Origin of the sequence: Bacillus sp. JJ664 (assembly GCF_036962205.1) — a bacterium.
Classification (GTDB): Bacteria; Bacillota; Bacilli; order Bacillales; family Bacillaceae_G; genus Gottfriedia.
Genome location: NZ_JBALMS010000099.1, coordinates 419 through 23,225 on the forward strand (window position 1 = coordinate 419; position 22,807 = coordinate 23,225).

Below are 22,807 nucleotides of genomic sequence, written 5' to 3' on the forward strand. Positions count from 1 at the left end.
CGAGGTCATAAGTCAAAGACCATTAAAGGTAAAAAGCACCTTTATTGGTCTTTGACTTATGCTTGTCGGAGCTGAACAGTCGCCTCCGCTTTTCAACCTTGAATATTTTTGTTCATTTGTTTGATTGCTGATTTTTCTAGTCTTGATACTTGTGCTTGTGAGATTCCGATTTCTTCTGCCACTTCCATTTGTGTTTTTCCTTGGAAAAATCTTTTGCTTATGATCATTTTTTCTCTATCGTTTAGTCTTTTCATTCCTTCGCGTAGTGCAAGTTCTTCTACCCATTGCTCGTCCTTGTTTTTGTCATCACTTAGCTGATCCATTACGAAAATTGGATCGCCGCCGTCATTATATATAGGTTCAAATAACGATACTGGATCTTGAATTGCATCTAATGCGAAGACAATTTCTTCATGTGTTACACCTAATACTTCTGCAATTTGAACCGGTGTTGGTTCTTTTGAATTTTCTGCTAATAGGCGCTCTCTTACTTGAAGTGCCTTGTATGCAATGTCTCTCAGTGATCTTGATACTCTTATTGGATTATTATCGCGTAAGTATCTTCTTATTTCTCCTATGATCATTGGTACAGCATACGTTGAAAATTTTACGTTTTGACTTAAATCGAAATTATCAATCGATTTCATTAGCCCAATACAACCCACTTGAAATAAGTCATCCACAAATTCTCCACGATTATTAAAACGTTGTATGACGCTTAGAACAAGACGTAAATTTCCGTTTACAATTGTTTCCCTTGCACTTCGGTCACCGCTTTGCATCGCATGAAATAACTTACGCATCTCATCATTTTTTAAAACTGGAAGTTTTGAAGTATCTACACCACATATTTCTACTTTGTTTCGTGTCATGATGTTCCCTCCTATTTGGAGTTGCTGTACTATAGGTAAGTATCTCCTTCGGTGGAAAATTTATGCACGAAAACATATTTACAAAATATTTAACATTTTACATTCAAATTAAAAAAACCGAATAGAAAATGAGGTCAACTCATCTGCTAATCGGTATGTCTATTAAACCATTTTATTAAACTCTTTTCGAAGTCTTTTTATGATTCTTTTTTCTAAGCGAGAAATATACGATTGGGAAATCCCAAGCATATCTGCAACGTCTTTTTGTGTTTTTTCCTCTGTTCCATCAAGACCAAATCTAAGTTCCATTATTTGCTTTTCACGATCATTCAATTGATCTAATGCTTTTGTTAATAATGATTTATCTACATTTGCTTCTAAATCTTTCGTGATAATATCATCTTCAGTTCCTAAAACATCTGAAAGTAATAATTCATTCCCATCCCAATCAATATTAAGTGGTTCATCGAATGAAACTTCAGAACGGTTTTTATTATTGCGTCGTAAATGCATTAAGATTTCATTTTCAATACATCTAGAAGCATATGTTGCTAGTTTAATTTTCTTTTCGGGATTGAATGTATTTACCGCTTTAATTAAACCGATTGTACCAATGCTGATTAAATCCTCAATATTAATACCAGTATTTTCAAATTTTCTTGCTATATAGACGACAAGTCGTAAATTTCGTTCAATTAATAAAGAACGTGCACCAAGATCACCGTTTGGCAGCTTCTGTAATAGCTTTTCTTCTTCTTCCCTTGTTAAAGGTGGCGGAAGTGCTTCACTACCTCCTATGTAAAAAACTTCATCGGCTTTCAAACCAAGTTTCACTAAGAGCTTGTAAAATCCTAATTTTAATTTTAAGAAAAAACGATACATTTTCTACCTCCTATGCGATTTCGTTAATCGTTCCCTGCATCATTTTTGGATGAAGGATACATTCATATAAGTTGTCAGAAGACAAAGTGACATGACTTAATCCTAATAAGACCGATTTCGTAGAGTACCATTTTCCATTGATTTTTAATCGAACGACTGTTGGTTTAATAGCAACAAGTAATTGATTGCTTTGACCAATACTTTTATACGGTACGAACGATGCTTGGAAAAAACTTAAGACATCTAGTGAGTCTTTGCCTTGTAATGTACTTTCTGAATCACGTACTAACTTAACTAATTCTCCAGGAAGTCCAAAATCTTTTGTAGAACAATCTAAAATGATAACTGGTTTTCTTGAAAGTGGCTCATGTAGTGAATTCCCACTGTCCATTAGCCCTTTTGTATGGATGGTTGTATTTCTCCATACGATTTCCATTTCATACATTTCGTTTAACTTCCATTTTGTAAAGGCAATCTGGTTAATTGACTTTCTAGCAAATAAAATGACGATTGGAATCATCCCTAATACAAAATACCAACTTAAAGGATCACCATAAAATGAGGACTTTGATAAATTATTAGAATCTGATTGAAATAAATAGTGTAATCCTAATAGCGCTCCACCAAGTAAAAAAGTAGAAAAATAGAAAATACTGATACATTGTAAAAATGTAATCATACGTTGTTTACCAAATGAAAAAAATACAATGAAAAATGATAATAATATTTTCATAAAGGGTGAACTCACAACATATGCATATGGAGTAAACGTTAATAAAACAACGATAGAACCTATAAATGCGCCTAAAAATGAACGAAAAATAGATACATTTCTCTTTAGGATTAAACCTGTCAGTTGGATAATCAAAAAATCCATTAATAAGTTTAATAACCAAACAAGATCACCATATATCACCAATATTGTCGCCATCCTCTAAAATATAGTTCATTTATTTGTAAGTATAGGATGAGCACAGTAAGAAGTCTGTCAAAAAAAGGGGTTCTGAATGAAGAGTTTTTCGACAAGTTCGTATGTGAAAATGTCTGATAAGCTCGGACAAGCATTAGCTCTATTGTTTTTCTCTAATACCTCTTTACTGTAAAATTCTTTCTTTTTGGATTTAAAATAAAGATAGAAGTTGATTACATCAGAAGACGTGAGACTGATGTCTGAGATGTGGGGAGGTTAAGGCCTTGTGGTGTGGGTTTTGCATCCGTCACTGAAGGACGTCGTGGTATATTAGTCTGCCTAGCATTTTCCAAGCGGCTCAGCCCATGTTCCACGGAAAGGGAGCATCCAAGTGTATAGAGATCAACTAAGGTTTTGATCAATTGGTACTAGGGATAAGGTTACTCTACATGGAGTGGTCCTACTTAGTTTCCTTATGATTTGTTTAGATTTATGAAACCTAAAAAAATTGTAGAATTAGGAATATTTATGAGGTCTTCTTTTTTTGTTTTTGCCATGTACATTCAAAATAATGGACAAAATAAAAAACCAAGAAATGAAGAGCTAACTTCTTTTCTTGGTTTTGCTTGATTGATTAGCGCTTTTTACGATTACGTAAGAAAGCCGGAATATCTAAATCATCTAGACTTGTAATATTCTTTGTAGTTTCCACAACAGGTGCTTCTTCACGAACCATTTCACGTTTTACAGTCGTTTGAGTTGATTGACTTGGCGTAGAAATTGATGGTCTTTGAATTTGCTTTTGAGCTGGCGTAGGAGCAACTACTCCTTCAAAACCTGTAGCAATAACTGTAACGATAATTTCGTCTTTTAAGTTCTCATTAATAACAGAACCGAAAATCATATTTACCTCAGCATCACATGCAGTAGAAACGATATCAGCAGCTTCTTGCACTTCATATAAGCTTAAGTTTGTTCCACCTGTAATATTCATTAACACACCTTGAGCACCATTAATCGACGTTTCAAGTAATGGACTTGAAATAGCCTTTTTAGCTGCTTCAGCTGCACGGTTTTCTCCACCAGCAACACCGATTCCCATTAATGCAGAACCTTTGTTTGACATAATTGTTTTTACGTCTGCAAAATCAAGGTTGATTAATCCTGGTACTGCGATTAAGTCAGAAATACCTTGAACACCTTGTCGTAATACATTATCAGCTTCACGGAAGGCTTCTAACATTGGTGTATTACGGTCAACGATTTCTAATAGACGATCGTTTGGAATAACAATAAGTGTATCAACACTTTCCTTCATTGCAGCAATACCAGTTGCTGCTTGTGTTGAACGTTTTCTACCTTCAAATGTAAATGGACGAGTTACAACCCCAACAGTTAATGCGCCAAGTTCTTTAGCAACTTGTGCAATTACAGGTGCTGCACCTGTTCCAGTACCGCCACCCATTCCAGCAGTTACGAATACCATATCAGCTCCTTTAAGAGCTTCTTGTAATTGTTCTCTGCTTTCTTCAGCAGCTTTTTTACCAACCTCTGGATTAGCACCTGCACCTAAACCACGAGTTAATTTGCCACCGATTTGCATTCTAACATCTGCTTTAGAAAGATTAAGTGCTTGTGCATCTGTATTCACAGCGATAAAGTCTACACCTTGTACGCCATGTTCTATCATACGGTTAACGGCATTATTTCCACCGCCACCTACACCAATTACTTTTATTTTCGCTAACGCATCTAAGTTTGTATCAAAATCTAACATGACTGATCCCCCTACTATTTCAAATTCATCACAAAATTAATCCCATAAATACTTAAAAATGCTTTTAACTTTACTCATGACACGTTCTTCATCCTGCTGTTTTGGTTTTGTATTTGAATTTGTAACAGCTACAGGTTTTCGTTCATTCGATTCGAAAGCGATATTAGAGCTAAGTTTTTTACCGCGCATTTTTGATTTATAAAAAGCATATCTTATTAGTCCAACACCAGTAATGTATTGAGGTTCTCGAACACCTATATAATCAGGAGTTGCAATCCTTACATTATTTTTAAATACTCTTTGAGCTAAATCAATAACACCCGTCATTGATACAGTACCACCAGTTAATACAAATCCACCTGGTAGATTACTTCCCCTCATTCTTGATAGTTCATTTTGAACCATTAAGAAGATCTCTTCTAACCTTGCTTCAATTACGTCTGATATTTCTTGTTGACTATACTGGTGATGCTGTTCGCTACCCATAATTGGAACACTTAATACTTCTTCAGTTAAAGCAGTATCATAGAAAGCATGTCCAAATTTAACTTTTATTTTTTCAGCATCTTCAGTTGATGTCTTTAATCCAATTGATAAGTCCTTCGTAATGTGTTCGCCACCTACTGGCAATACAGAAGTTGCAATTAACACACCTTCTCTGAATACAGAGATTGTCGTTGAACCGCCACCAATATCAACTAAAGCTACACCTAAGTTTTTCTCATCTTGTTTCAAAGCAATTGTACTTGCCGCCATTGGTTGTAAACAAATGTCAGTAACTTCTAAACCTGCTCTTTCAACACAACGCAAAATATTATGTACAAGTGTTCTTGAACCAGTGATTAATGTACCTTCCATTTCCAGTCTAACCCCAATCATTCCTCTTGGGTCTTTTACTTCTGAAAGGCCATCTACAATGTATTCATGAGGAACGACATCAATAATTTCCCTTTCAGGTGGAATTGAAATAACTTGTGCCTGATCCATTACTCTTAGAACATCTTCATTATCAATTTCTTTATTTTCTTTAGAAACTGCCACTACTCCATTTGTGCTAATTAATTGAACTTGGTTTGCACTTACCCCTACTATTACTTTGTCAATGTGAATGCCAACCATTCTTTCTGCTTGATCAATAGCTTTTTTGATGGAAGTAACTGTCTCATCTATATCAACTATCGAACCACGTTTTAAGCCAGAAGATTTCACATTACCTACGCCGATAATGTTTAGTGTGTCATTAACTAGTTCGCCAATAATAACTTTAATTGTCGAAGTTCCAACGTCAAGACTCACATAGATCTCATTGCTGTTCATGATGGCACCTCCTTTTTCTCTCTATCTATTATAATCGAACATCAATTCATTCTTAAATAACATATATGAAAAACTATTCAACATTCACAAGGGATTTCCCTCTTTTTTATTTTCATTTTTCACAATCTTTTTAATTTTTTTCAATTATATCTATTTATCTATTAGTCTACACTAACATAAACAGATAAAAAAGGCTTAAAAGTACTGTTTTCTAATGATATTACCGTTATTTTATAACATTTGTAACATTCGTTTCATATGGAGCGAAATAAGCCCCTACTTCTAAATGAATAACCCCTTTTTTATTTTTAGGAATTGACTTTAAAATAATCGGATAATTAGACATTTTGTTTGAAAATTTTCTAATTGTCGTCTTCACTTCATAGCCTTCATTCATAAAAACAGTAACAAGTAAAGGATCATCCTTACTTGGGGTATAATCTATTTCAGAAATTGAATGGAATATACTTTTTGGTAGTTTAGATAGTTCAACCGCTAATTCTTGTAGTTCATCACCTTGGCTCCATCCATTTAGTTCAGGAATTGTTGTATTTTCTAGGGAATTATTTTCCTTCAGTAACATACCACTTTCAAGAAGTAAATGTTTTTTTCCATCAAACATTGCTTGTCCGATTGGTTGATATTCTTTAATGACGATTTCTACTTTATTCGGAAACTTTTTATGTACCTCTGCAGATTGAATTGTATTTCTACTTTCAAGCTTTTGAATCACCTTTTTTGAATGAATTGTCAAAAAACTATCGTCTTCGTTTAAATCGGCTAATTTTTGAATTTCTTTATCTGTATATAGGTTATTTCCTTTAATTTCTAAATTTATTTCTGAACCAATTGATGTTTGGAAATATAATACACATAAAAGCAAAGAAAAAAACAATAAAATTGTCATTAGTAAACGTATATTTGCTTTTTTACGTTTTTTATTACGCAAGATCGGAACACGGTCTTCTAAACTAATTATCTTATTTTCTTGCATGTTTATGCCTCCATTATCAAAGTCCACTTCAATCTTCTTTCTTATACATCGGATGTAATTTAAGAATAATAAAAAATAGAATAGCATATAAAATGCCATTCTATCTTGGTCACCATATGCTACCTTAAATTATAGCATATAATTTCAATTGTTTTTAAGAAACTTACATTTTTTTACCAACTATTTCAACTTCAGTTTCAAGTTCTACATTAAATTTTTCTAAGATAGTTTTCTTTATGAAATCAATTAATTCTAGAACATCCTTTGATGTTGCATTCCCTGCATTCACAATAAAGTTTCCGTGCATTTCAGAAATTTTCGCTCCACCAATTTGGTAACCTTTTAAGTTTGCCAGTTCAATTAGATTCCCTGCATATTGCGGAAGGGGATTACGGAAAATACTTCCAGCACATGGGAAATTCCACGGTTGTGTTTCTCTTCGATAATCTTTATTTTTCTGCATTAATGCAGAAGATATTTCTTTTGAACCTTCTTCTAATTGTAATTCAGCTTCTAAAACAAAACCTTGACGCTTTTTTTGTAGGACAGAAGTACGGTATGAAAATTCTAGTTGTTCATTCGATAGCCATTCCATAGACCCATCTTGGAATAGAATATGAGCTTTAGACGTAATCTTCGAGAAGTCAGATTGGTGTGCACCTGCGTTCATATACACAGCTCCCCCAACACTACCTGGAATGCCACTAGCAAACTCTAATCCGGAAAGCCCTTTTCTACTTAATTGGGTAGCAAGACGAATGACAGAGTAACCTGCTCCAACTAAAACTTTTGTCCCATCTATTTCTATGTGATCTAAACAATCACTTATTTTAATGACTATACCTTCAATACCATTATCAGACACAAGTAAATTCGATCCTCTTCCAATAACGGTAACGTTGATATTATGTTCATTTGCAAGTTGAATGATTTCTTTTATTTCATTGACATTTTTAGGTATGACCAAATAATCAGCAGGTCCACCTATTTTCATTGTAGTGTGATTTGCTAAAGGCTCATTCATTAGAAGACTCGAGTCCTTGATGATTTCCTTTAATCTAGTTTCAAACATTCTAAGCTTTTCCCCCTTTAGCTTGTAGCATCCTATGATACATATTTATAGATTTTCTAACTTGTTCGTGCATGGTTCTACTTTCTTATTTCTTCTAATACTTTTACTAGCTTGTTAGCTGCATCTGGAACACCGATTTCTAAAGCTGCACGTTTCATTTCTTCAAGTTTGATAGGATTTAATAATACTTTTTCAATTTCATTTACGAAATATTCATTATGAAAATCTTTTTCTAAAATGACGATTGCTGCACCATTTTTTTCAAGTGATCGAGCGTTTATTTCCTGGTGATTATTCGTTACATATGGGCTAGGAATCAATATACTTGGCTTACCTAATGCTGTCAATTCGGCAAGAGTTGTAGCGCCTGCTCTTGATACGACTAAATCAACTTCTCTTAAAACTTCAGGCATATTGTGTAAAAACGGCTTGATCACAACATTTGATGGACTACCCACTTTATTGATTTCTTGAATAACTGCATCATAATGTGCGTCACCTGTAACATAGATCATTTGATAATTCTTTTCCCCAAGCTCACTCACACTTTTTAAAAACGCTTGGTGAATTGGTCTAGCACCTCTTGAACCACCAACAATTAATACAGTTCTTTTCCCTTTTTCCAAACCTAATGACTGTAAAACTATTGGATTGTGTTCTCCTACTACTTCAGAAGCACGTGGATTTCCAGTAAAAACTACTTTTTCTTTCGCAAAATGATTCGCAACTTCATCAAAACAAATTGCAACTTTTGTAACATAGCGATTTAAGAATTTATTTGTTAAACCTGGCACACTATTTTGTTCGTGAATAACTGTTGGAATACCTAATTTTGCTGCCGCATATACTACAGGCCCACATACATAGCCACCAGTACCAACAACTACGTCAGGATTAAATTCACGAATAATTTTTTTACTATCAGAAACACCTTTTAAGAAACGATAAATTGTTTTAAAATTTTCAAGTGATAGACTTCTTTTAAATCCTGATATGACGATTGATTTAAATGGTATGTTTTGCTTTGTTACAATACCTTTTTCAAGTCCATTTTCTGTACCAACATATAAACATTCTACATTGGAATCTTGTTTTTTCAACTCTTTAATTAGCGCAAGTGCTGGATAAATATGTCCACCAGTACCCCCACCACTAACTAAAATTTTCATAAAGATCCTCCTAAATATCAATACAATATGTAAATTGATAAGTTGTTAAGTAGCTATTATACCACTTTACGTAATTCTTTCTAATTCTTTTTTATAGAAAAATAAAATTGACCGACTCAATTAGAAATTCTAAGTACTTTTTTGATTTATGTCTAATAATTTGACATAAACAAAACTGCGTACTTTTTCCATCGAGTCGGCCCTTTTACGAACGTGCGTGTCTGCTAATATTTAATAATACTCCTACAGCTAATAGCATCAATGTTAGTGATGAACCGCCATAGCTTAAAAACGGTAATGTTATTCCTGTAACAGGCATTAACCCTATAACAACACCAATATTAATCATTACTTGAATGGCAATCATTGAAACGATTCCTACTGCAAGGAATGTACCAAATAAATCAGGCGAACTTAACGCAATTCGGATTCCACGCCATAATAAGAAAGAAAATAATAAAATGACAAATGAACCTCCGATAAAACCTAATTCCTCTGATAAGATTGCAAAAATAAAATCAGTTTGCGGTTCAGGTAAGTACATAAACTTTTGTCTACTTTGACCTAATCCTAGACCAAATAATCCACCTGGACCAATTGCATATAGTGATTGAATAATTTGAAAACCAGTTCCTAGCGGGTCAGACCACGGGTCTAAAAAGGAGGTAATCCTTTTTATTCGGTATGGTGCTGAGGCAATTAATGCTACAAAACCTGCGATTCCAACTAATCCTAATCCCATAAAATGAGATATTCTCGCACCTGCTACAAATATGATAATGACACAAGTACCGACCATTACCGTTCCAGTTCCTAAGTCTGGTTGAAGCATAATTAATCCAAATGCTAAGAACACTAGACCTAATGTTGGCATTAAACCCTTTTTAAATGATGTAATATTTTTTTGATTTTCAGCTAAATATTTTGATAGGAAAACCATCATTCCGAGTTTCATAAATTCGGATGGTTGAATTGAGAAAGCTCCGATTCCAATCCAGCTTCTCGCTCCGCCACGAACTAAACCAACGCCCGGAATTAGGACGAGTACCAACATAATAAAACAAACAATTAGAATTTTTTTTGCGTGGGTCCGAAATAACCAATAATCGATGTTAGATACAATAAACATGCCAATTACTCCAACACCAGCAAATAACAATTGCCGCTTTGCAAAAAAGAACGAATCATGAAACTTATAAGATGCCCATATTGCACTAGCACTATAAACCATAATCATACCGACCGTTAATAATGATAACGTAACGAGAACTAGAATCATGTCAGGACTATTTTTCTTTGTTGGCACTTCTATACACCTCAACTTTTGAATTAAACAAGCCTTACTTTAACTTATGCACTGCTTGTATAAATTTATTACCTCGTTCTTCAAAAGTCTTAAATTGATCCCAACTAGCACATGCAGGCGACAATAAAATGATATCTCCAACTTCTGAATGAGCGAATGCTTCATTTACAGCATCCTCAACATTATCAACCGATTTTACTGCTTTCATTCCTGCTTTTTTTGCTGAGTCAATTAATTTATCTCTCGTTTGACCATATGTAATCATATTTTTCACGTTATTGAAATATGGAATTAGATCATCAAAATCATTCCCGCGATCTAATCCACCTGCAATTAATATTACTGGCTTTTGGAAAGATGAGATGGCTTTTTGCGTAGCCAAGATATTTGTTGCTTTCGAATCATTATAGAATTTTCGTTGTTTGATTTCAGTTACATATTGAAGCCTATGTTCTACTCCTGTGAATGTTGTTAGCACTTGTTCAATCGCTGCATGATCAACATCTAACAGTTTAGCAATTGCTACAGCTGCAAGGATATTTTCTAAATTATGTTTTCCTGGTAAAACAATCTTCTCTACTTCAATGACTTTTTGTTGTTTAAAATAAATCGAGCCTTCTTTAACATAAGCTCCTTCTTCTACAACTTTAGTCGAAGAAAATGGAATGATTGTTGCTTTTGAATGTTTCACCATAGCCATAACATTTTCATCATCAAAATTTACAATTGCAAAATCATCTTCGGTTTGATTTTTGAATATATTTGCTTTCGCTTTAACATATTCTTCTTTCGTACCATGATAATCTAGATGTGCTTCAAATATATTCGTCACCAGTGAAATTTTAGGTTTAAACTCATCAATTCCCATTAATTGAAATGATGATAGCTCTGTTACGATAATATTATTACTTGTCGCTTTTTCTGCTACTTCACATGCAACAGTACCAATATTACCAGCAACTAATGGTTGTTTATTGCCTTGTTCCAATATATTTAGTGCTAATGTAGTCGTAGTCGTTTTCCCATTTGAACCTGTGATTCCAATAAACGGAGCCTCACTTATTAAATAGGCAAGCTCAATTTCTGTATAGATTGGAATATTTCTTTTCTTAGCTTCTATTAATAGAGGATTTGAGTATGGGATACCAGGATTCTTTACAATACAGTACAGTTCATTTTCTAATAGACTTAAAGGATGCTCTCCGCATACTACTTTATATCCTTCATTTTTAAGTTTTTGAGCAATTTCATTTTGTTCAAATGGCGTACGATCGTTAACTGTAACAATTGCGCCTAATTTTTTTAAAAGTTGACTAGCAGCATAACCGCTTTTTGCCATACCCAAAACTAATACATTCTTTTGATTGAAAATCCCCACATTTTTCAATTACATCCACACCTCGATATAGATTCCTAATAAAGCAAACAGTAACCCTACAAACCAAAATGTAACGACAACTCTCCATTCTGACCATCCAGATAATTCATAGTGGTGATGTAGTGGGCTCATTTTGAATACTCTTTTACCAGTTGTTTTAAACGACGCTACTTGAATCATTACAGAAAGGGTTTCAATAACGAATACGCCTCCGATGATCACAAGTAAAATTTCTAAATTCGTAACGATTGCAATTGCAGCTAATGCGCCACCTAAAGCAAGTGAGCCTGTATCACCCATAAAGACCTTTGCAGGATGTGCATTAAATACTAAAAATCCTAAAACTGCACCTACTACAGCAATCGAGAAAATAGCAACATCAAGTTGTTGTAGATTATACGCAAGCACTGCATATGCACCAAATGCAATTGCAGCAGTACCAGAAACTAATCCATCTAATCCATCCGTTAAATTAACAGCATTAGAAGTTCCAACTAACATGAAGATGATTAATAATGCATAAATAAATCCTAAATCAATTTCATATCCTGTACCTGGAATTGCTACTGAAGTAGATACTCCTGTTGATTTAATAGCAAAAAATACAATAATTGATACGATTACCTGACAGATAAATTTTTGCTTCGAAGTTAATCCAAGATTTCTTTTCTTCACTACTTTTATGTAATCGTCTAAAAATCCAATTATACCGAAACAAACAGTTACAAATAGTAAAATAAATGTTCGTGTCGATAATACATCAAAGTACATTGAAATAAAAATTGCAGATAAACTTAATGCAATTAATATGATGATTCCACCCATTGTTGGGGTTCCTGATTTCTTTTTATGAGATTTTGGACCTTCATCACGAATACTCTGTCCAAATTTAAGTTTTCTTAAGTACGGTATAAAAATAGGCGATAAAATGACTGCAATGATAAATGCTGTAATCATAGCAACTAAAATTGACGGTTCTAGCATTATACGCCCTCCTTTCCAAATCACTTTCTTTATTATGTAATAGTTTAATTCTTTTATATAGAATTATTTATTAATTAAATGTTTTTTGGCATTACAAAAAAGAGGACATTATCCTCTTCTTTGCAAAATAGCCTCTTTAGCTTCTTCAACATCATCAAAATGAGATACATTCGTTCCAACAATTTGATATGTTTCATGCCCTTTACCAGCAATAACAATAATATCATGTTTTTTAGCATTCTCAATCGCAAATGTAATTGCTTTTTTACGATCTTCTATTACCGTTATATTATTATGCTCCAAACCGAATTTCATGTCTTCTAAAATTAAAATTGGGTCCTCTGTTCTAGGATTATCTGATGTGAAAATAGCTTGGGTAGAAAGGTCCGCTGCAATTTTCCCCATTAATGGACGTTTTGTACGATCTCGATCGCCACCACAACCAACAACGGTATACACATCATTTTTTGCAAATTGCTTAACAGTTTTTAATACATTTTCTAAACTGTCTGGCGTATGAGCATAATCTACAATAACAGTAAAATCTTGACCTGCATTTACAGATTGGAAACGACCAGGAACACCATCTAATGTAGCGATTGCTTCCAGAATTGTTTCAACTTTAATGTCTAAAGCAATACCTGCACCAATTGCTGCTAACACATTATATACATTGAAAGTACCAATTAATTTCATTTCGACTACATATTGTTGATGTAAGAAATGTAGGACAAATCTAGTTCCTGAGTTTGTTAATTCAATCTCATCTGCGAATAAATCATAGTCCTTATTTAATCCATAAGTTAATATATTCGCTTGAGTATTCGTCATATATTCTTTAGAAGCTTCATCATCACCGTTTAAAATAGCGAACTTTCTCTTTTCAGAAGAAAAGCTATTTCCCAATTGTGAAAATAAAAGTCCTTTTGCTTTTTTATATTCATCCATCGATCCATGGTAATCTAAATGATCCTGCGAAAGATTCGTAAATACCGCAATATCATATTCACAGCCATGAACTCGACCTAAATGTAATGCATGAGATGATACTTCCATAACTGCTGTATCAACTTTTGCGTCTACCATTTTTGCAAACATTGATTGTAGTGTTAGACTATCTGGTGTCGTATTTTTCGTTTCATATACTTCATCCCCAATTTTCATTCCAATTGTTCCAATAACACCAGTTTTTTGTTGATTGTGTTTAACAATCTCTTCAACAATGTAAGATGTAGTTGTTTTACCATTTGTACCTGTAATACCAACTAAATTTAAATCGTGAGTTGGGTTATGATAAAACGTATTCCCAACAACAGCCATAGAACGAAGCGTATCTTTTACGTAAGCAACAGGTACATTCGCCTCAACTGGTTTTTGTGCCAAAATAGCTACAGCGCCATTTTCTACTGCTTGTTTTACATATTGATGTCCATCAACTGTATAACCATCAATACAAATAAATAAGTATCCTGGTTTTACATTTCGGGAATCCATTTCAACCCCAGTGATTTCTGGATTTTCAGTTGGTGTTTTCACTAAAGGTTGCAATCTTGATAGTAAAGTATGAAGTTTCATAGCAAATCCTTTCATTTGAACTAAATCAATTTTTCTTCTTTGATTTAGTTTCTTCTTTCGTTCCTAAATAAATTCTGATTTTAGAGCCTTCTTTTAGCTTAACACCAGCTTTAGGTGCTTGGTCAATGACTATATTGCCACTACCACTATATTCAATAGTAAAAGTATCTAGCAATTGTTGCAAATCTTTTTTCTCTAAACCAATTAAATTTGGTAATTTATATGTTGGTATATCCCCATATACAAATTCTCTTTCAATTTGATTTTTTCTTGGCGGAACGCCTAAAACCTGCATACTATCACGAATAATATTTCCTACGATTGGCGCTGCTACAACACCACCGAATTGTACTGTTCCCTTTGGATTATCTACCGCAATATAAACCACGATTTGTGGATCATCTGCTGGGGCAAACCCAATAAATGAAACAATAAAACTATTATCATCATAACGGCCATCTTTTACTTTTTGTGCCGTTCCAGTTTTTCCACCTACGCGATACCCTTCAACGAAGGCTCCTTTACCTGTACCTTGTGCTACTACACTTTCAAGGGCAAGTCTTACTTTTTTAGACGTCTCTGGTGTAATGACTCTTTTTTTAGCAATTGGCGTTTTCCGACTAACAACTTCATTCGTAACTGGATCTACAAACTCTTTTGCAATATAAGGTTGATATAATATACCACCGTTAATTGCCGCAGAAACAGCTGCTACTTGCTGTATTGGCGTTACCGATACACCTTGACCAAAAGCAGTTGTTGCTGCTTCTACCGGCCCTACACGGTCCATACTAAATAAAATTCCAGAACCTTCACCATGTAGATCAATACCTGTTTTTTGGCCAAAACCAAAATTACGAATATATTGGAATAGTCGATCTTCACCTAATCGATTACCTAATTCAACAAACCCTGGGTTACAAGAGTTTTGAACTACCTCTAAAAAAGATTGTGACCCATGTCCGCCTCTTTTCCAGCATCTTAATCTTGCACCGGCAACCTCTGCAGCTCCATCATCATAAAATTGGTCCTTATTTAGATCAACTAATCCTTCATTCAGTGCAGCTGCAAGTGTAATAATCTTAAAAGTAGAACCTGGTTCATAATTTGACCATACCGGTAAATTACGATTATATATTTCTGGAGAAACATTTTTAAAGTTTGATGGATTAAATCCTGGTCTACTACTCATTCCAAGTATTTCACCAGTTTTCGGATTCATCGCGATTCCAATCATCGCATCAGGATTATATTGAGCAGTTGCATTGTTCATTTCTCGTTCTAATATTGTTTGTATTCTAGAGTCAATCGTTAACTTTAAATTAAGCCCATTTACAGGTGGGATGTAATCATCTGCAATATTAGGCATTCTTTGTCCTTTTGCATCTGAATAAAACTGTACACTACCTTTTTCACCACTTAATTGCTTATCATAATAAAGCTCTAATCCGTTCAGACCTTGATTATCGATTCCTGCAAAACCAAGTACATGAGAAAGATAGTTGCCAAATGGATAATATCTTTTTGAATCCTCAGCTATGTAAACGCCTGCTAGGTTTAAATCCCTAATTTCTTTTGCTTTTTCATTTGTAATCTTAATACCTTCTGTACGAATATGTTCCATGCTGGATCTTTTGGTTAAAATTTTATACAGCTTTACCTCGGAGATTTTTAGGATAGGGGCAAGTTTTTTTGTCGCGATTTCTGGATCTTTAATTTGTCTAGGTACGACTAAAACGGATGGAGCACTTTTATTTGTTGCAAGTGCAACACCATTACGGTCTAAGATTTCTCCACGTTTTGGTTCAAATGGAATATCACGACTCCATGAGTTTTTTGCACGCTCAGATAAAACATCACCTAACACAAATTGTACATAACCTAATCTTGTCGCAATAATAGAAAAAATTAATAAACCACCAATAAAAACAAAAAATAAACGTTTACGTACGGTTACATTTGATACTCGCATTTAAACGAACACTCCTCTACTACAATATGTTCGTTTCAATATATGCTTGTACCAAATACAATAGACCTTGAACTAATTCTAGCAATCTAGAATTAGTCCAAGCCTATAAAAAAGTCTACTCTTGTATCTCCACTTTAACTTGTTTATCTTTTTCAACCTTTTCCTGAGGTTTATTTAATTCTACACTTAAAAAGTCACGATCTCTTATTTCTGCATTTTTCTTAATACTTTGACTTGTTATATAACCGGAACCTTTTACTGTAAGCTTTAAATTAAATAAATCACTCAATCGATTCACATCTACTTTAGACCATCCAATAACCGAAGGCATCTTATTTTTGCCATTCGTTCTTAAATAAATTTTAGTTCCCCTTACTACTTGGGTCTTTGAAGTAATTGATTGTCCTGTTACTTCATCACCACTTCCAAGGGAGATCGGTTTTAAGCCTAATGACTTTGCTAAAGACTTTGCTTCATTTAAAGAAAGTCCCTCTAAATCTGGAATTTCAATACTATCTTTATCAACTAATACATTAATATCAGCATTTTCTGCAGGTTCTACTTTCATATACTCAAGTGCACCTTTTGTAACACTTCTAAAAATTTCTGATACTGGGTCGGACCCTAATTCAGTATCTTTTAATTTAGGACGAAGAACTGCTACATAAACAACAAGCTCTGGATCATTTGCAGGAGCCATACCGATGAAAGAAAATAGATTTTCACCATGCCCCTTTATATATTTACCATGATCATCAACAACCTGAGCAGTTCCCGTTTTACCAGCAACTGAATATCCTTTAATTGCATAATTATGTCCAGTACCATTCGGTGACGTTACAACAGTTTCTAATAGTTTTCTTTCATTTTTTGCTGTTTCCGCCGTAATCGGATTACCAGCTACTTCTGAATCATAATCTTTCACTGTTTGACTCGTATCATGATTAACGATTTTATCAATAATATAAGGTTTCATCATTCTTCCATTGTTTGCAATCGAACTGGCAGCCTGAATAATTTGAATAGCAGTTACAGTTGAACCTTGTCCAAAAGCAGTCGTCGTTTTCTCAAGTGGATATTTATATACTAAACGTCCACTTGATTCACCAGGAAGATTAATTCCTGTTTTTTGGGTAAACCCGTAATTTTTATAGTATTGCAAGAAACGCTCTGGACCTAATTTTTCGTTTAATAGAATGGAAATTCCAACGTTAGAAGAACGCTGAATCCCTTCATCAAAGGTAATTGAGCCCCAACCATTTCTATTTACATCATGGACAGTACCTCCACCAGGTACTTTATATCTTCCAGATTGAAAATACTCATGACCATTGTATACTCCTTCATTCATGGAAGCGCCAAGTGTAAATATTTTCATTGTTGAACCAGCTTCAAAAGCATATGAAACGGGGTCATTTGTATAGTTTGTAATATCATTAATATTCGGATCGAAGCTCGGACGATTTCCCATTGCTACGATTTTACCCGTTTTTGGATCAGACACGATCGCCATGATTTTCTCAGGTTCATACTCTTTATCCACTCTAGTCATTGCATCTTCTAGTAAACTCTGAATCTTTGTATCAATCGTTAAATAAATATCATTACCGTTATGTGGTGGATCTACTTTTTCATTTTCGTAAGGAAGGATATTTCCTTTGCGATCACGTAAAAAGCTTTTTTTACCATCCTCTTCGTTCAATTCATCATTTAATGATTTTTCAAGACCCATTTCACCTACTAAATCACCTTTATCATTTGTTGTCGTATAACCAAGTGTATGGGATGCGAACATACCATTTGGATAATATCGTTTTTGTGATGGAGTAAAAACAATACCAGGTAGCTGTAATTTCTCAATTTTTTCTTTCTTGCTTTGAGAAATATTTCTTCCACCTGGTCCTAGTTCAACTTGATATTTTGGTTTCCCTAACATTGATAATAGTTCCGACTCATCTACATCTAAAATAGCCGACAATTGTTTTGCTGTTTTATCTTTATCAACAACATGTCTTTTTATTTTGGAATTTTTAGAAGCACTCGGATCTAGTACTGCAGACACAGTGTATGAAGTTACTTCTTCGGCAAGAGGAACACCATTTGCATCATAAATGGTACCTCTTTTTGCAGGAATTTTTTGTGATGTATTATAATTCTCATCTGCAAATACTTTTAAGTTTCTACCTTCTACTGTGTCTGCTAATTGTAAATAACTAATTCTTGCTATGAGTGAGATAAAAAATGCTATAGTGACAAGAAAAAACCATCGAATTCCTAAATTCGTATACTTATTCTTTTTCTTACTCATAATATGATCTCCTAGTTGCTAGAATCTGTGAACTTCACATTATTACTATCGATCTTTAATCCCAATTCTTTAGCTTTTTGCCAAATTCGGTCATAAGTACTCAGTTCGTCTATTTTCATCTTTAATTCAGAATTATGTTGTTTTTCTTTTGCTACTTCATTTTTCACTTGTTGAATTTTAATATTTGTATCAAAAATTGCAGCTTGTGTTTTTACAATTTTCGTTCCAATAAAGAAGCATGCAAAAATAAATGAAACATAAAGGAACTTTTCAATCGGTGTTACTTTAGATAATTTTTTCGTTTTTACTTTTTTCTTGATAGAAGGTCTAAGTTGCGAATCAGTAACTTGTTTTTGTTGTAACTTTCTTGCCAAATTACTCATTGTATTCCCTCCTTATAATTTTTCAGCTACTCTTAATTTTGCAGATCTTGCTCTTTTATTTGCTTCTAATTCTTCATCAGTTGGTAATAATGGTTTACGGGTAATAAGCTTATATTTCGGCTTAAACTCATCTGGAATAATCGGTAATCCAGGTGGTAAAGGTGGAAGAGAGCTCGCCTCTTTAAAAATAGTTTTACAAATTCGATCCTCTAAAGAATGGAATGTAATGACACTAATTCTTCCAGTTGGTTTTATCAGTGTGAGTGCATCCTTAAGCGCTTCTTCAAATACACCAAGTTCATCATTTACAGCAATTCTAATTGCTTGGAAAATCCTTTTTGCTGGATGACCACCCGTACGTCTAGCAGGAGCAGGGATTGCATCCTTTATAATTTCAACTAATTCAAACGTAGTTTCAATTGGTTTTTTAGCACGCAATTCTTCAATTTTTCTAGCAACCTGTTTTGAGAATTTTTCCTCTCCATATCGGAAGAAAATTTTAACAAGTTGTTCATATGGCCAATCATTTACAACCTCGTAAGCTGATAATGTTTGTTCTTGATTCATTCTCATATCTAGTGGTGCATCTTGATGAAAACTAAAACCACGCTCTGCAACATCTAATTGTGGTGATGAAACTCCTAAATCAAATAAAATTCCATCAACTTCATAAATCCCTAAATGATGAAGCTCTTCTTTTATATGTTTAAAATTACTTTTTACGATTGTTAATTGATTTTCATACTCTTTTAAACGTTCTTTCGCATGTCTAATTGCAGTCTCATCTTGATCAAACGCAATTAACCTTCCATTAGAAGATAACTGTGATAGTAAGTATTCACTATGACCTCCACCGCCAAGTGTACAGTCTACATAAATACCATCTTTTTTTATATCTAAAGAATCAACAGTTTCTCTTAATAAAACCGTAATATGCTCAAACATGTTGCTCACCTCAATCTTAAATGTAAAAGCGTCACGCTTATGCTCCCTCGAGTGGGGAAGACGCTAAACGAACTAGGACTTACGATTTTTGGTTTATAGGTCAAATCCAATTAAATTTTCAGCTAGTTCTCCAAATGACTCCTCAGACTCATTCATATATGTATTCCAAGTTGTTTGATCCCAAATCTCAATTCGATTTGTTACACCAACTACTACGCATTCTTTTTCCAATTTTGCATATCCACGCAATGTAGGTGCAATATTAATTCTCCCCATCTTATCCATCTCACATTCCATAGCTCCAGAGAAGAAAAAACGAGTAAATGCCCTTGCGTCTTTTTTTGTTAGTGGTAGTGTACGCAGTTTGTCTTCAATTACACTCCATTCAGCCATTGAATAGCCAAATAAGCATTGATCCAACCCTCTTGTTACGATGAAGGTTTCACCAAGCTTGTCTCGAAATTTGGAAGGAATAATAAGACGTCCTTTTACATCGATATTATGTTGATATTCACCGATAAACATCCTTCCCCCCCACTTTCTAACACAAACTTACCACATTCCCCCACTTCTTACCACCTTTTCTATGAAATTCTTTAAAAAAACGAAAAATCCTGCTATATACATAGCAGGATCGAATTATTTTCTATTTAAAGTTCGACGACTTGATGAGCATAATCCCAAGATAACGGTAACTCACATAGTTGGTGAACAAAGTCCGGACCATATTTATTTATATAATAATAAATATTAAGTACTCGTTCTTGTGGCCTTCCAATTGGCGAAATGGAATGAATAATTCTATTCCATTTTGCAATTTGTTCTTCATGTCGTTTTAGGATTGATTCTTCAATTTTTCGTTCTAAAAGTAATATTTGTTCTTCTATTTTCAAATAATTCTTTTTAGAAAAGTCATTTAAATTAGGAGCCACTTCTTTTGTTACCTCTTGAAGCGGTTCATGTAATTCCAACAATGCTTTTCTACTTTGTTCGAAGACATTTTTATAGTCAACACTGATTTGTGCTTTTACCCATGATTTTTTCTTCTCCTCAAGTGAATCTTGAAGTGATTCAGTAATATCTAGAGAAAAGTCTTCCATAGAAGATACAATATTTCGTTCGAAGATCGTAAACATATGCCTTAAAAAGACAGGAGGCATCTCTAAATCAAATACTTCAAAAATACCTTTTAACTCAGCCCAGTACGCGATTTCACCAGGTCCACCAACAAATGCAAGCGTAGGGAATAAATATTCCTGCATAATTGGGCGCGTCACAACATTATTGCTGAGTGACGTAGGTTGTTCGATTGCTAATTTAAGGAGCTCATCCTGCGTAAATTGATAGCTTTTGTTCTTTGTTTGAATAACGCCTTCATTTTCTCCTACTTCCAGCAATTGTCTACCTTCTTTACTATGGTAAAAAAGATGAATGCACTGTTCAGAAATTTGAAGTGTTTCTTGGTATCCTGATTTAATCAATTTACTTTTCGTATCTTTTAGTACACTTCTTACGATATCTTGTTTTGAAACCATTTTTTCGAACATTAAACCTTCTAACGCTCTTACGTTTGGATCATCTGCATCAATTAAAACTAAACCTTCTTTTGCAAACAATTTAAATAATAGCTTTGCAAAGAAATCAACAAAAGTAACAGATTCCTCAAGCGTCTTGTTCAGGTCATGTAAAAGATCATTTGTATAATTCGTTTCTTCAAACGTCTTTACGATTTTCTGAATCCAATTTTTCATTTCCTTCTGATCAAGCTTTGTTTTTGTAGCTGAGAAAGTATGAGTATCTTTTTGATAGTAGGTTTGTTTTTTGACTTCATGATCATCACTGGTGTGGATATGGTTTATCTCATCAATATCGTGATCTTCTCCAGCTATCCAAAAAACAGGCACAACCGAAATATTAAATTCATCTTCATATTTTTTCGCTAATTGTATGATCGAAATTATTTTATGTATCGTGTATAAAGGTCCAGTTAACAATCCAGCCTGTTGACCACCAATTACAACAAACGTATCTTCATTTCGCAACTTTTTCATATTTTCCTGTGATTCAATACTAGCATGATGTTTTTGATGGAAAAGTTCTAATGCATCTACTAGACCTTGACGATTATATGATCGGTTCATTACATTTTTAATTCTGAATTCCATTTCTTCTTTTTCCAAAGGATTTGCACCAAAGAAAGAAGAAATCGACTCTTTTCCATTTAAAAAATCATTCAACAATTTATTTTGACCCGCTAAATGGACTTTACTAATTTGCATTAAGAACTTCCTCTCTCGTTCTCCAATTAAGCAATATATTCAGATATGCTCAAAGTCAGACCTGTTAACAAGGTGATACAATGAAGGATAAAAAACAAAATAAAGGAAATCCTCCAAAAACCTTTTATAAGCTTAAAAAATCGAATATCTCTTTTTGCTTTCCATTGAAGAATAATACTAATAAATAAGATAATTAATAATAGATTAATCAAAATCCAACCAGTCGCTGTTGGAAAAAACATGTTTAACATAAAATAAAAAGAACTAATATATAGAATTGTAGTGAAATCTAATGTAAAAAGCAAAAGTTTACGCTTATTATGCTTAAAAAAAAGTTTTAGAAACATATAGATAAAGATTGTTGAAACGATTGGAAATTCAATTAAAAATGAAATAAAGAAAATGAAAAATTTTCCCAATAAGAATTACCCCTTTTTCTTCTCAAGTCCTTTAATTACATTGTACACAAGTTCGATCGTTGGAACATTTATTTTTTTTTGAATTGCAAGATTCTTTACATAACCAAGCATGCTTTCAATCTCAGTCTCTCTGCCATAGTAAAGATCTCGATTCATTGATGAGTAATTCATTGATGTTTTTTCACAGATTTCTATTACTTTCTGCCATTCTACTTCTTCATTTAATTGTAAAACTCTTGCAACTTCATTAAATAATAACTTACTA

General features: G+C 33.7%; 20 protein-coding genes. All 20 read right to left on the minus strand.

All coding sequences use genetic code 11. The features are described from left to right. Positions 1-92 precede the first annotated feature (92 nt). Complete coding sequence (sigG, locus tag V7056_RS15265) at positions 93-872, minus strand: RNA polymerase sporulation sigma factor SigG (RefSeq protein ID WP_056471070.1); 780 nt, start codon at positions 870-872, stop codon at positions 93-95. Positions 873-1,034: 162 nt separating this feature from the next. Further along, positions 1,035-1,754: an RNA polymerase sporulation sigma factor SigE gene (gene sigE / locus V7056_RS15270; RefSeq protein ID WP_192601359.1), complete on the minus strand. Its 720-nt coding sequence runs from the start codon at positions 1,752-1,754 to the stop codon at positions 1,035-1,037. A 10-nt stretch (positions 1,755-1,764) separates the two neighbouring features. Further along, on the minus strand, positions 1,765-2,670 hold the full coding sequence (gene spoIIGA / locus V7056_RS15275) for a sigma-E processing peptidase SpoIIGA (protein WP_499703303.1): 906 nt from the start codon (positions 2,668-2,670) through the stop codon (positions 1,765-1,767). Between the two features lie 628 nt (positions 2,671-3,298). After that, complete coding sequence (gene ftsZ / locus V7056_RS15280; RefSeq protein WP_088000262.1) at positions 3,299-4,441, minus strand: cell division protein FtsZ; 1,143 nt, start codon at positions 4,439-4,441, stop codon at positions 3,299-3,301. A gap of 36 nt (positions 4,442-4,477) precedes the next feature. Next, on the minus strand, positions 4,478-5,758 hold the full coding sequence (gene ftsA, locus V7056_RS15285) for a cell division protein FtsA (RefSeq protein WP_088000260.1): 1,281 nt from the start codon (positions 5,756-5,758) through the stop codon (positions 4,478-4,480). Between the two features lie 226 nt (positions 5,759-5,984). Beyond that, positions 5,985-6,752, minus strand: a complete 768-nt coding sequence (locus V7056_RS15290; protein ID WP_499703282.1) for a cell division protein FtsQ/DivIB — start codon at positions 6,750-6,752, stop codon at positions 5,985-5,987. A 163-nt stretch (positions 6,753-6,915) separates the two neighbouring features. Next, entirely contained in the window at positions 6,916-7,824 is a 909-nt protein-coding gene (murB, locus tag V7056_RS15295) for a UDP-N-acetylmuramate dehydrogenase (RefSeq protein WP_499703284.1), read from the minus strand. Between the two features lie 77 nt (positions 7,825-7,901). After that, on the minus strand, positions 7,902-8,993 hold the full coding sequence (gene murG, locus V7056_RS15300; RefSeq protein WP_499703287.1) for an undecaprenyldiphospho-muramoylpentapeptide beta-N-acetylglucosaminyltransferase: 1,092 nt from the start codon (positions 8,991-8,993) through the stop codon (positions 7,902-7,904). A 205-nt stretch (positions 8,994-9,198) separates the two neighbouring features. Beyond that, entirely contained in the window at positions 9,199-10,299 is a 1,101-nt protein-coding gene (gene spoVE / locus V7056_RS15305; RefSeq protein ID WP_167374469.1) for a stage V sporulation protein E, read from the minus strand. Positions 10,300-10,333: 34 nt separating this feature from the next. After that, the gene (gene murD / locus V7056_RS15310; protein WP_499703289.1) at positions 10,334-11,686 is read right to left on the minus strand and encodes a UDP-N-acetylmuramoyl-L-alanine--D-glutamate ligase; all 1,353 of its coding nucleotides are present in this window, start codon (positions 11,684-11,686) and stop codon (positions 10,334-10,336) included. After that, positions 11,687-12,661, minus strand: a complete 975-nt coding sequence (mraY, locus tag V7056_RS15315; protein WP_499703291.1) for a phospho-N-acetylmuramoyl-pentapeptide-transferase — start codon at positions 12,659-12,661, stop codon at positions 11,687-11,689. Between the two features lie 108 nt (positions 12,662-12,769). Next, positions 12,770-14,236, minus strand: a complete 1,467-nt coding sequence (locus tag V7056_RS15320; RefSeq protein ID WP_499703292.1) for a UDP-N-acetylmuramoyl-L-alanyl-D-glutamate--2,6-diaminopimelate ligase — start codon at positions 14,234-14,236, stop codon at positions 12,770-12,772. Between the two features lie 25 nt (positions 14,237-14,261). Beyond that, positions 14,262-16,208, minus strand: a complete 1,947-nt coding sequence (locus V7056_RS15325) for a stage V sporulation protein D (protein WP_499703294.1) — start codon at positions 16,206-16,208, stop codon at positions 14,262-14,264. A gap of 115 nt (positions 16,209-16,323) precedes the next feature. After that, positions 16,324-18,516, minus strand: a complete 2,193-nt coding sequence (locus V7056_RS15330) for a penicillin-binding protein (protein ID WP_499703296.1) — start codon at positions 18,514-18,516, stop codon at positions 16,324-16,326. 11 nt (positions 18,517-18,527) lie between these two features. After that, entirely contained in the window at positions 18,528-18,899 is a 372-nt protein-coding gene (gene ftsL, locus V7056_RS15335) for a cell division protein FtsL (protein ID WP_499703297.1), read from the minus strand. 12 nt (positions 18,900-18,911) lie between these two features. Next, positions 18,912-19,844, minus strand: coding sequence for a 16S rRNA (cytosine(1402)-N(4))-methyltransferase RsmH (gene rsmH / locus V7056_RS15340; RefSeq protein ID WP_499703298.1), 933 nt, complete (start codon positions 19,842-19,844; stop codon positions 18,912-18,914). A gap of 93 nt (positions 19,845-19,937) precedes the next feature. Beyond that, positions 19,938-20,369 carry a division/cell wall cluster transcriptional repressor MraZ gene (gene mraZ / locus V7056_RS15345; protein ID WP_088000238.1) on the minus strand — a complete coding sequence of 144 codons (432 nt, stop codon included), beginning with the start codon at positions 20,367-20,369 and terminating at the stop codon, positions 19,938-19,940. Between the two features lie 125 nt (positions 20,370-20,494). Next, positions 20,495-22,123: a bacillithiol biosynthesis cysteine-adding enzyme BshC gene (gene bshC, locus V7056_RS15350; protein ID WP_499703299.1), complete on the minus strand. Its 1,629-nt coding sequence runs from the start codon at positions 22,121-22,123 to the stop codon at positions 20,495-20,497. A 26-nt stretch (positions 22,124-22,149) separates the two neighbouring features. Next, entirely contained in the window at positions 22,150-22,542 is a 393-nt protein-coding gene (locus V7056_RS15355) for a DUF3397 family protein (RefSeq protein WP_499703300.1), read from the minus strand. 6 nt (positions 22,543-22,548) lie between these two features. Further along, positions 22,549-22,807: ketopantoate reductase C-terminal domain-containing protein (locus tag V7056_RS15360; protein WP_499703301.1), on the minus strand; the 259-nt coding region annotated here is incomplete at its 5' end.

Excerpts from the sequence above, each read along its gene's own strand:
- murG (WP_499703287.1), bottom strand. The coding sequence starts at position 8,993 with ATGAAAATTTTAGTTAGTGGTGGGGGTACTGGTGGACATATTTATCCA.
- ftsA (WP_088000260.1), bottom strand. The coding sequence starts at position 5,758 with ATGAACAGCAATGAGATCTATGTGAGTCTTGACGTTGGAACTTCGACA.
- rsmH (WP_499703298.1), bottom strand. The coding sequence starts at position 19,844 with ATGTTTGAGCATATTACGGTTTTATTAAGAGAAACTGTTGATTCTTTA.
- mraY (WP_499703291.1), bottom strand. The coding sequence starts at position 12,661 with ATGCTAGAACCGTCAATTTTAGTTGCTATGATTACAGCATTTATCATT.
- bshC (WP_499703299.1), bottom strand. The coding sequence starts at position 22,123 with ATGCAAATTAGTAAAGTCCATTTAGCGGGTCAAAATAAATTGTTGAAT.
- ftsL (WP_499703297.1), bottom strand. The coding sequence starts at position 18,899 with ATGAGTAATTTGGCAAGAAAGTTACAACAAAAACAAGTTACTGATTCG.
- V7056_RS15320 (WP_499703292.1), bottom strand. The coding sequence starts at position 14,236 with ATGAAACTTCATACTTTACTATCAAGATTGCAACCTTTAGTGAAAACA.
- sigE (WP_192601359.1), bottom strand. The coding sequence starts at position 1,754 with ATGTATCGTTTTTTCTTAAAATTAAAATTAGGATTTTACAAGCTCTTA.
- V7056_RS15325 (WP_499703294.1), bottom strand. The coding sequence starts at position 16,208 with ATGCGAGTATCAAATGTAACCGTACGTAAACGTTTATTTTTTGTTTTT.
- mraZ (WP_088000238.1), bottom strand. The coding sequence starts at position 20,369 with ATGTTTATCGGTGAATATCAACATAATATCGATGTAAAAGGACGTCTT.
- V7056_RS15330 (WP_499703296.1), bottom strand. The coding sequence starts at position 18,516 with ATGAGTAAGAAAAAGAATAAGTATACGAATTTAGGAATTCGATGGTTT.
- murB (WP_499703284.1), bottom strand. The coding sequence starts at position 7,824 with ATGTTTGAAACTAGATTAAAGGAAATCATCAAGGACTCGAGTCTTCTA.
- ftsZ (WP_088000262.1), bottom strand. The coding sequence starts at position 4,441 with ATGTTAGATTTTGATACAAACTTAGATGCGTTAGCGAAAATAAAAGTA.
- sigG (WP_056471070.1), bottom strand. The coding sequence starts at position 872 with ATGACACGAAACAAAGTAGAAATATGTGGTGTAGATACTTCAAAACTT.
- V7056_RS15290 (WP_499703282.1), bottom strand. The coding sequence starts at position 6,752 with ATGCAAGAAAATAAGATAATTAGTTTAGAAGACCGTGTTCCGATCTTG.